10 protein-coding genes and 1 pseudogene are annotated in these 10,469 nt (G+C 58.8%); 6 read left to right on the top strand and 5 right to left on the bottom strand.

Features of this window, described 5'->3' with window-relative positions:
• Positions 1 to 47: 47 nt before the first annotated feature.
• The 6 genes from BFP96_RS26650 (at position 48) to BFP96_RS26675 (ending at position 5,462) form a co-directional block, all read left to right on the top strand.
• A complete protein-coding gene (locus BFP96_RS26650) occupies positions 48 to 536 on the top strand; it encodes a DUF3015 domain-containing protein (protein ID WP_003194274.1) in 489 nt (162 codons plus the stop codon).
• Between the two features lie 92 nt (positions 537 to 628).
• Positions 629 to 2,482 carry an Lnb N-terminal periplasmic domain-containing protein gene (locus BFP96_RS26655; protein ID WP_065937344.1) on the top strand — a complete coding sequence of 618 codons (1,854 nt, stop codon included), beginning with the start codon at positions 629 to 631 and terminating at the stop codon, positions 2,480 to 2,482.
• 150 nt (positions 2,483 to 2,632) lie between these two features.
• Positions 2,633 to 2,944 (top strand): chorismate mutase, encoded by a 312-nt coding sequence (locus BFP96_RS26660; protein WP_065937345.1) that lies wholly within the window; start codon positions 2,633 to 2,635, stop codon positions 2,942 to 2,944.
• 236 nt (positions 2,945 to 3,180) lie between these two features.
• Positions 3,181 to 4,266, top strand: coding sequence for a type I restriction endonuclease (locus BFP96_RS26665; protein WP_065937346.1), 1,086 nt, complete (start codon positions 3,181 to 3,183; stop codon positions 4,264 to 4,266).
• Positions 4,267 to 4,508: 242 nt separating this feature from the next.
• On the top strand, positions 4,509 to 4,865 hold the full coding sequence (locus BFP96_RS26670; protein ID WP_065937347.1) for a hypothetical protein: 357 nt from the start codon (positions 4,509 to 4,511) through the stop codon (positions 4,863 to 4,865).
• A 99-nt stretch (positions 4,866 to 4,964) separates the two neighbouring features.
• Positions 4,965 to 5,462: a GreA/GreB family elongation factor gene (locus tag BFP96_RS26675; RefSeq protein WP_065892213.1), complete on the top strand. Its 498-nt coding sequence runs from the start codon at positions 4,965 to 4,967 to the stop codon at positions 5,460 to 5,462.
• Here the strand turns inward: BFP96_RS26675 and gdhA are convergent.
• The 5 genes and pseudogenes from gdhA to BFP96_RS26700 all read right to left on the bottom strand — a co-directional run.
• A complete protein-coding gene (gdhA, locus tag BFP96_RS26680; RefSeq protein ID WP_065937348.1) occupies positions 5,459 to 6,796 on the bottom strand; it encodes an NADP-specific glutamate dehydrogenase in 1,338 nt (445 codons plus the stop codon). The two genes, BFP96_RS26675 and gdhA, sit on opposite strands and share 4 nt — an antisense overlap.
• 203 nt (positions 6,797 to 6,999) lie before the next feature.
• The gene (gene aepX / locus BFP96_RS26685) at positions 7,000 to 7,890 is read right to left on the bottom strand and encodes a phosphoenolpyruvate mutase (RefSeq protein ID WP_065937349.1); all 891 of its coding nucleotides are present in this window, start codon (positions 7,888 to 7,890) and stop codon (positions 7,000 to 7,002) included.
• Between the two features lie 47 nt (positions 7,891 to 7,937).
• A complete protein-coding gene (locus BFP96_RS26690) occupies positions 7,938 to 8,783 on the bottom strand; it encodes a hypothetical protein (protein WP_065892204.1) in 846 nt (281 codons plus the stop codon).
• A 25-nt stretch (positions 8,784 to 8,808) separates the two neighbouring features.
• A complete protein-coding gene (locus BFP96_RS26695; RefSeq protein WP_065937350.1) occupies positions 8,809 to 10,038 on the bottom strand; it encodes an aminotransferase class I/II-fold pyridoxal phosphate-dependent enzyme in 1,230 nt (409 codons plus the stop codon).
• Between the two features lie 39 nt (positions 10,039 to 10,077).
• Positions 10,078 to 10,469: pseudogene (locus tag BFP96_RS26700) on the bottom strand (MFS transporter); the annotation flags it as partial.

Consider the following 10,469-nt stretch of genomic DNA (forward strand, 5'->3'; position numbering starts at 1 on the left):
GCGCCTGAACCCTTGTCCATTGGTTTGCACACAAAGAGAACAAAGCTATGAAACGGATCCTTCTTGGTACTCTCTTCACCGTCGTCTCCCTCAATGCAATGGCAGAAGCACCAGGTGGCCCGAACTGCGGTTGGGGCAACATGTTGTTTGAAGGCCAGCGCGGTACTCCTGCTCATTTCCTCGCTTCCACCACCAACGGCACCTCGGGTAACGCCACCTTCGGCATGACCTCGGGCACCAACGGTTGCAGCACCAACAGCGCCCTGACCTACGGCGGCAAGTCCTGGATTGCCATGAATGGCATGATGAACGAGCTGTCCGAAGACATGGCCAAAGGCAACGGCGAAGCCCTGACCACCTACGCGGTGGTACTGGGTGTGGCTCCGGAAGATCGCGATCACTTCGCGGCCGTAACCCACGAGCACTTCCAGCAGATCTTCAGCAAGGCTGACGTGACTGCTGATGACGTGCACAACAACACCATTGCCGTACTGAAAAGCGATGCCCGTCTGGCGAAATACGCTACCCAGGCTTAAGCTCGACCCACCCGCGTCTTTCGAGGCGCGGGTTTTGTTTTTTCGACCTGTCCCCCTTGGGTCTTTTTTTCAGTCCGACTTAAGTAGCCCCCATGCTCAAACGCCTCGCTTGCCTGGCTCTCTTCGCCTGCGCCCCGCTGCACGCGGCCCCGCACCTCGACGATCAACGTTTGCAGCAACTGGCCAATGATCCGTTCTGGCTTTCGCTGGGGCATTACGAGGCCGGCAAGATCAATGGCTGGCGCAGCTATGTCAGCGACAAGAAATTCTTTCTCGCCGCTGACGGCGCGCATCATCCGGACGCCGAACTCAAGGCCACTGTGGACGCGCTCTACGCGCCTGCCAGCCTGGGCGAAAAACATGCCCAATGCGTCTACCCCGCACGCACCCGCTGGCTCAAGGATCAGTTGCAACTGACCGACCTGCCGGCTGTGGACTGCAAAGAATTCAAACAATGGTTCTCGGACGTCGCGCCCCACAGCGCGGTGATGATTTTCCCGGCGGCGTACCTCAACAGCCCCTCGTCGATGTTCGGCCACACCTTGCTGCGCATCGACCAGGCCGACGTGCAGAGCAACAACACCGCCCTGCTCAGCTACGCAATCAACTTCGGCGCCTATATCGAAGGCTCGGACAACAGCATTCTGTATGCCTGGAAGGGCCTGATGGGCGGCTACCCCGGCCTGTTCGCCCTGGTGCCCTATCAGGAAAAACTCTCCGAATACCGCAGCCTGGAAAACCGTGACCTGTGGGAATACCGCCTGAACCTCACCGAAGTCGAGACCAAGCGCATGGTCGAGCACGTGTGGGAGCTCAAGCAGATCAAGTTCGACTACTTCTTCTTCGATGAAAACTGCTCCTATCGACTGCTGGAACTGCTGCAAGTGGCGCGCCCCGGCCTGCGCCTGACCGAGCAATTCCCGCTCACTGCGATCCCGACCGATACCGTCAAAGCGGTAAAGGACGCGGGTCTGGTGGAAAAGATCGACTATCGTCCGTCCCGTGAACGCGAACTGCTCGAACGCGCCAAGCCGCTCGACAGCGATGAGCAGCAATGGGTACTGAAGATCAGCGATGACCAGAAACAGTTGCAGGAGCCCGCCTTCAAGGCACTGCCGCGCGAGCGCCAGGCGCTGGTGGTGGACGCTGCCTATCGCCTTGGCCGCTACCGCGCCAACGGCCTGGAACGCGACACCGCACGCTCCCAGCGCAGCTTCGAATTGCTGCGCGCGATCAACCAGAACCCGGCGCCCGACTTGAAGATCACCCCACCCGGCTTGCCGGAAAACGGCCACGAGTCGCGCACTTGGCAGGCCGGTATCGGCACCCGCGGCGACAAAGCCTTTGGCGAATACGGCCTGCGCATGGCCTATCACGACCTCAACGACAACGCCGAAGGTTTCCCCCTGGGCGCACAAATCGAGATCCTGCAGATGAAACTGCGCCAGTACGAAGGCAACCACTGGCAATTGCAGCAACTGGACCTGGCCACCATCCGCTCCCTGACCCCGCGCAACGCCTTGTTGCAACCGTGGTCCTGGCAAGTCACCGGCGGCCTGGAACGGGTGCCGGGCAAACACGACGACGAAACCCTGGTCGCCCACGTCAACGGCGGCGCCGGCGGCACCTGGCAACTCTCGGACGACATGCTCGGCTTCGCCCTCGGCACCGTGCGTGTGGAACACAACAATGACTTCAGCGAAGCCATCTCCCCCGCCGCCGGCTTCAACACCGGCGTGCTGTGGAAGAACCCGCTGGGCAACCTGAGCCTGGAAGCCAAGGGCGATTTCTTCACCAATGGCGAGGTGCGGCGCAGCATCAGCCTCAACCAGCAATGGGAACTGTCACGCAACCTCGGCCTGCGCCTGAGCGCCCAGCGCGAATACAGCCACCTGTCGACGCCGGTCAATGAAGTGATGCTCGAAGTGAAGTGGTACCACTACTAATTAAAGCCTGATGAAATCAAATGTGGGAGGGGGCTTGCCCCCGATAGCAGAGTGTCAGTCACTGCAAAGCTGGCTGACACACCGCCATCGGGGGCAAGCCCCCTCCCACAGTTTATTATCATTGCTCGTATAATCAGGAGCCCACTTAATATGGCCGTTCGCTGCACAACCCTCGAAGAGGTCCGCAACAACATCGACCTCCTTGACCAACAAATTGTCACGTTGATCGCCGAGCGCGGCCACTACGTCTCCCAAGCCGCACGCTTCAAAAACGACACCGATGACGTCAAGGCGCCACAACGGGTTGAACAGGTGATCGCCAAGGTGCGGGGGTTATCCCAGGTAGTCGGCGCCAACCCTGAGGTTACTGAGCAGGTATATCGCGCGATGATTACGGCGTTTATCCAGCAAGAATTGGCTGAATATGCTGTGCTGGGCAACGCTCGCAAACCACGAGCCTGATCCATCCATCTAATCTGCTCAGGATTATCAACCTTTTGCCTGCAGGCACTGATTCATAGCGCTCTCGTAACTCATTGAAAAATAGACCGGAAATTTCAGACGATTTTTTAGCTTTTTTCAGTCGAAACAAACTGCCTCTCACTTCATTCTCTTTGTGAGGTTTTGTGTCTAGTATCGGATGGCAATCAATTTGCCATCACTTCTATACACGGATCCGAATAGGGTAAGAGGCTTATATGGAATTTCTTGAAAAACTCACCAGTCTGGCATCAAAGGTGCGCCTGCAAGGCGCCGCCATCCAGACGGAAGAAGCTACAAAAAATGCTTTTGTAATGCCTTTTATCAACACCGTGTTGGGTTATGACGTGTTTGACCCGCAGGAGGTGACCCCCGAATTTGTCTGCGATGTCGGGACGAAAAAAGGTGAAAAAATCGACTACGCAATCATGAAAGATGGCGAAGTTCAGATACTCATCGAATGTAAAAAGATCGGCGAGTCATTGAGCATTAATCACGCGTCGCAGCTCTTTCGGTACTTTCACGTCACGAGCGCAAGAATCTCAATTCTTACCAACGGCCAGGTCTACAGATTTTTTACAGACCTGGACGCCCCTAATAAAATGGACGAAAAACCATTTCTAGAGCTGGATCTGCTGGACATTGATGAATACTCCGTACCCGAGCTGATAAAACTTACCAAATCGGCCTTCGATGTCGACTCAATCATCAGCGCAGCGGGAGAGTTGAAATACGTCAGCCAACTCAAGAAGCTCATTGGTGCCCAAGTCAGTAAACCAGAAGACGACTTCGTAAAGTTCTTCGCGTCCCGTGTTTACGAAGGAGTCATCACGCAGAAAGTACGTGAGCAATTTTTCGAACTGACACGAAAAGCATTAGCTCAATTTTTGAATGATCAAATTAATGAGCGGCTTAAGTCTGCTATGAGTGGTGCAATTCAGCCGACACTAACGTCATTGTCTGTCGCGAACAGCACGAATGCAGCCATACAGGAACAAAACGAGGCAGAAGATAAAATCCTGACAACCCTTGAAGAGCTGGAGGGTTACCACATCGTCCGCGCAGTCGTGCGCTCAGTTGTCGATGCCAAACGAATCGTTCAACGCGACACCCAAAGCTATTTTGGGATATTACTGGACGACAACAACCGTAAGCCCATTTGCCGACTCCACTTCAATCGTAGCCAAAAGTACCTCGGGGTATTCGACGAAGAAAAGAATGAAACCCGACACGCTATTTCATCCATTGACGAGATTTACGAATACGCCGAGCAGCTAAAAAAGACAGTGGGTTATTACGAATAAAGGCTGCACCGACACACCGGAGTTATGGATAAAACTGTGGGAGGGGGCTTGCCCCCGATAGCAGAGTGTCAGTCACTGCAAAGCCGGCTGACACACCGCCATCGGGGGCAAGCCCCCTCCCACAGTTGGTGGTGTGCTTGGCTAAAAATCCTGCACATCCCTCTTACACGCCTTTCACATACAGCTTACAAATCCCCTTCTAGACTCTCCCTATCAGCCGTAAATCGGCCAGGGAGTACGCCATGTGGCGATATGCGGTAGTGCTGAGTACGGCGCTGTGGTTAGCGGGCTGCCAAACCACTCATCAAGAGTTGCTGGCCAAGGGTTATCCGCCCGCCTTCGCCGATGGCTTTGACGACGGTTGCAGCAGCGGGCGCCAGGCCGCTGGGGTGATCACCGGGGAGTTTCGCAAAAACGTGCCGCGCTATCTGAAAGACCGGCAATACGCCGAAGGCTGGGAGGACGGTTTTCGCCAGTGCAAAGCCATGCGTGAGAACGAGGAATTGCGCGAGTATCAGGACAACCGCAGGAACGATCGCGAGCACGAGTGGCAGCAGGAGAAAGACCGTGATGCGGCCAAGGCATATCGCTCGCAATGACGTCATGATGACGCGGAGCGTCATAGGCTGCATTCCCACGCAGAGCGTGGGAACGATCCGGCTGTGAGCATGGCCCAAACTCCATTGGAGGAGAATGTCATGAGCCGAGCTTTTGTAAATGAGGACAACGCCGCCGCCCAGGCCGACCAGCCGGTGGAGCGTCAGGTCAGCGCGCAGCCCAACCGTTTGACTGCGCAAGGGCTGGCGCAACTGCAAGCCAAGGTTACGCAGTTGCAACTGGAATACAGCACCGAATCCACTAAAGGCGAGCAGGCAGACAAGCAACGCCAGGCCGACCTGGAGCGGGATTTACGCTACTTCAACCAGCGCGTGCAAAGCGCCCAGGTTGTGCCGCCGGCCACGTCCACCGACAAGGTGCAAATCGGCAGTTGGGTGACCTTCGCCAATGAGCAGGACGAGCAGCAGCGCATCCAGTTGGTCGGCGAAGACCAGGCCGACGCCAACGCGGGCCTGATCAATTGGGGTTCGCCCCTGGGCCGCGCCTTGCTGGGCGCCCAGGTGGGTGACGAGGTGCTGTGGAAGCGCCCGGTCGGCGATCAGTTGATCGAAGTGCTGCGCATCGAACCCGAGGCTTAGACGATGCCCTGGGCCAGCATCGCGTCGGCAACTTTGACGAAGCCTGCGATGTTCGCGCCCTTCACATAGTTAACCCGGCCATTTTCCTCGCCGTAGTGCACGCAGGCATGGTGGATCGACTGCATGATGGTGTGCAGCTTGCTGTCCACTTCGCCGGCGGTCCATAGCAGGCGCATGGCGTTCTGCGACATCTCCAGGCCACTGACGGCCACGCCGCCGGCATTGGAGGCCTTGCCCGGCGCGAACAGAATGCCCGCGTCGATAAAGATATCCACCGCTTCAAGGGTGGTCGGCATGTTGGCGCCTTCGGCCACGCAGATGCAGCCATTGCGCAACAGCGCGCGGGCGGCATCAGCGTCGAGTTCGTTCTGGGTCGCGCAGGGCAGCGCGATATCGCAGGCCAGCGCCCAGGGTGTTTGACCTTGGCGAAACTCCAGGCGGAAACGCTCGGCCAGTTCGCTGATACGCCCACGCTGCACGTTTTTCAGCGCCAGCAGGGCCGACCATTGTTCCTCGGTCAAACCGCTTTCGGCGTACAGCGTCCCTTCGGAGTCCGACAGGGAAACCACCTTGCCACCCAGGTCCATCACTTTGCGCGCCGCGTACTGCGCCACGTTGCCGGAACCCGAGATTGCCACACGCTTGCCTTCGACCCGCTGGCCCTGGCGCTTGAGCATTTCCTCGGCGAAATACACACAGCCAAAACCAGTGGCTTCCGGACGGATCAAGCTGCCGCCGTAGGTCATGCCTTTGCCGGTCAGGACGGAGGTGAATTGATTGCCCAGGCGTTTGTACTGGCCGAACAGGAAGCCGATTTCCCGTGCGCCCACGCCGATATCACCGGCCGGTACGTCCACGTCCGCACCGATATGACGGTACAGCTCGCTCATGAAGGCCTGGCAGAAGCGCATCACTTCGGCGTCGCTCTTGCCCTTGGGATCGAAGTCCGAGCCGCCTTTGCCGCCGCCCATGGGCAACGAGGTCAGGGAGTTCTTGAAGGTCTGCTCGAAGGCGAGGAATTTCAGCACGCCCAGGTTCACCGAGGGATGGAAGCGCAAACCGCCCTTGTACGGGCCGATGGCACTGTTCATCTGGATACGAAAACCGCGATTGACCTGGACCTTGCCATGATCATCCACCCAGGACACCCGAAAGGTGATTGCGCGTTCCGGCTCGCACATGCGCTCCAGAATGCCCGAGGTCAGGTAGTGGGGGTTGGCTTCAAGAAACGGCCACAAACTGCGTAGGACTTCCTCCACGGCCTGATGGAATTCCGGTTGGTCGGGGTCGCGTTTCTTGAGGCGGGCAAGGAAGGATTCGACGGATTCGCTCATGAAAAGTCTCGGCAAAATGATTGTTGTTAAACAGAGATTGAGCCGGACTTTATCAATTCATTTCGCACCGTGACAGGGCAAAATGTCGCCTTTATGAATTTAAATGGTGCATTTGTATAAATAAACAGCGCTTTTCGCCCTGAAACGGGGATTTCAACCCGACACATGCACCAATGAGTGAACGGCTGGACGACAGCATCGCACTAGCGCGTCCCGGGCACCAGGTCGAGTATTTCGTCGATGCCCAGGCAGCGCGGCTCCAGTTCCAGGGTCCTGCCATGTGCGAGTATGCCCACAGCGGTATCGCGCATAGCCAGATAGGCACTGCGCAACATGTGATTGGCGTAAATCACCGCGTTGAAACCAGCCTGTTCCAACACCTCGAACTTCAGATGAGCGTAGCTGGTGGGCACACAAATCAGCGGTACCCTGGGCCGTTGCCAACGAAACTGCCTGGCGAACTCGAGGATTTCCAGGCCATCCTGTCTGCGGCTGTGGATCATGATGCCATCCGCCCCCGCCTCCACATACGCCAGGCACCGCGCCATCGCCTCTTCCATGCCGCGATCGAGGATCAAGCTTTCACACCGCGCAATCAGCATCAGCCCTGAGCCGGTGCGACTGGCGCAACCGGCATGGAGCTTGGCGCAGAAAGTCTCGATCGACTCCTGCGCCTGGTCGACCTCGGTGCCGAACAGTGAGTTCTTCTTCAAGCCGCACTTGTCTTCGATGACCACTGCCGAGACGCCCGCACGCTCCAGCATCTTGATGTGAATCGCGAAATGTTCGGGCTTGCCGCCGGTGTCGGCATCGAATATCAGCGGCAGCGAACACACATCGAATATTTCGCGGATCCCCGGCAAGCGGTTGCTGGGCGAGAGAATTTCGATATCGGGTAACCCGCGCTGGGTCGAGTCGGTCAGCGAACTGGACCAGATGGCGTCGTACCCCACCGTATGCCCGGGGCTGATTTCCAGCCTGGCGCGCTGCGCGAGCAACGCCGATATCGGGCTATGGGCTTCGAGTACGCGCAGGCAACGGGTGCTATCCAGTAGCGCCGACAGAGGGCGTCGGCGCGCTTCGGTATCCATCATAGGTTCAGGCTCCATGTCAGCGGCACAACGAGGGTTATCGGACTGCCTCAATCCCAGGCGGGCTGTTCACACTTGAGCACCGACGCCATCTTTTGCAGATGCTCACAGGCCCTGGCCACGTATTCCCTGGATAGCTGCGCGATACGGCTGTAATCCACGGCCTGCCCGGTGGCGCTGGCATACAGCCGCAGCGCCTCTGCCGCATGCTTGAAGTGGCGCGCTTCGACGCTGCCGCAGTGCACACTGAGAAAGCTCGCCACGCGGCTGGCCTCACCGGCGCTGTAGCCGCGCACATCCCGCAACCACTGCTTCCATAACGGCGTCATCAGGTTGTATTCGCCGGTGTTGAACAGCTCCGTCATGGCCATCATCTCCAGTGCCTCAATGAGCTGCGGCGCCAGTGGGCGTTTTTCGCCAACCCAGCCGGAAAATTCCTTGGTGATCGGGTTCAGGAATTTGTCCTGCAGGCGCCATTCATCCGAGCCGCATATCGCCGACGCCATGCGGTAATACAGCTTGGAGTGGTGCGGATGCCCGTGCATTTCGCCCAATCCGATGTCCTCGACAATGATCTCGCCACAGTGGGCCGCCGCTTCGAGCATCTGCAGCCGGGCGTCGTCGGCCAGGGATGCCGACTCCTGGAGAATGCGCACAATGATGCTTGAGACAGCATGGGCGGCGCCATCGGGGCTGCGCCAGCCGCAGAAGAATGTACACAGCGACGACTCGCTCCAGTTACTGGAAGTCATGTCGACATAGGTCTCGCAGTACCTGTCCAGCTCGGCAGGCTGGCTGTTGAAACCGCTGAGCAGGGCCTGGGCCAGATGTCGGTCCTCGACATCCACCAGCGCCTGGTTCACGTACCCGATAAATTGGCGGCTCAGATTTTCCACGGCTCATATCCTTTTTTGGCTGGGGTTAGTGCGCAACGATTTCTGCCATGAAGCGAGCAAAGCGCGTGAGGCCTTCGATCAACGCTTCACGCTCAACGGCGTAGGAAATGCGGATACTGTTGCGGTCGCCGCAGCCGGAGCCGGGCACCACCGCGATATGGGCCTCGGTCAATAACAGATCGGCCAGGTGGTCGACATCACGGATAACGGTGCCCAGGTAGCGGCCACCCAATTTGCGCGACACATCGATAAACAGATAGAACGCCCCTTCCGGCGGGGCGCAGGTGATGTCATCGATATGCCCCAGGCAAGTGCAGGCCGCGAGCAGTTGCTGGTCGAGGACGGCATTGACCTGGCGGGTAAAGTGCGGCGCGTCCGCCATCAGGGTGCCGAGCGCAGCGTATTGGGACAGGCTGCTGGGGTTGGATGTGGTGTGCCCCTGCAGGTTGTGCATGGCGGCGATGACCGCAGCGGGCGCGCACGCATACCCTACCCGCCAGCCGGTGACCGCGTGGCTCTTGGAAAACGAATCGACCAGCACCGTCTGGTGTTTGAGCGGCGCAAACAGCGAGACGATGTTGTGATGTTCATGGGGCGCGCGCACCAGCTTGCGGTAGCACTCGTCGAACACCACCCACAGCCGGTGTTCGAACGCGAGCCGGGCGATCCCCAACAATTGTTCGCGTTGATAAACCGTGCCCGTCGGATTGTTCGGGGTGTTGATCACAATCATGCGGGTGCGTGGAGTCAGGGCGTTTTCGACGGCCGCGCAGGTGAGGCGATAGTCATCGGCTGCCGTGTCGACATAGACCGGGACGCCACCGGCCAGCTGGATCTGGGTGGGAAAGGTTTCCCAGTACGGCACCGCAACGATGACCTCATCCCCCGGATCGAGCAGCACCATCGCGGCGTTATACAGCGCCTGCTTGGCACCGGCGGTCACCGCGACTTCATCGGCGCTGTAGTTCACGCCGCAGCGCTGAGTGACCTGCTGCGCCAGCGCGTGGCGCAACTGGGGCAAGCCGATGGGCGGCGTATAGCGGTTGCGCGCAGTGGCCAGCGCATCGCTCGCGGCGGCTTTCATGTCCGGACAGGCATCGAAGGTCAATTCACCCGCGGCAAAATTGATCACGTCGACGCCGGCGTCTTTCAAGGCATTGGCTTTGCTGCGCATGCTGGATGTGCCCGGTGCGCTGAGGCGTTGCGCACGCTGGGACAACGGCAAGGACACGGCAGACGGTTCACTGTTATTCATTGTTATACCTGCCAGAACACGCTGAAAAATTCGTTCGCCCTACCGGACCTGGGCCTCCAGCCCTCGCTGAACCCGCCAGGACAGCGGCAAGGTGAGCAACAAGGTTGCGGCCAGCAACAAGACGGCCACGGGCACGCCGGTGGTATCTCCGAGGCTGCCGAACAGCACCGGCGCCAATGCGCCGCCACCAATGGTGCCGGTGTAGAACACTGCAAACGCCTGGTCGCGCCGGCCCGGCCCCGCCAGGTCCGGCACCGCGCCATACAGCACCGACGAGGTGCCATTGAGCGCCAGCCCCAACAGCGGCAACATCACCATCAAGCCGGCGTACGGCAGGTACACCGCCATGACGATCAGCACCGCCGTGGTGAACTCCGTGGCCCACACCGTCTTCATCATGCCGATGCGTGCACCGAGGTAACCGCACAGCA

The sequence above is a fragment of the Pseudomonas sp. 34 E 7 genome, from assembly GCF_900005715.1.
GTDB classification, from domain to species: Bacteria; Pseudomonadota; Gammaproteobacteria; order Pseudomonadales; family Pseudomonadaceae; genus Aquipseudomonas; species Aquipseudomonas orientalis_A.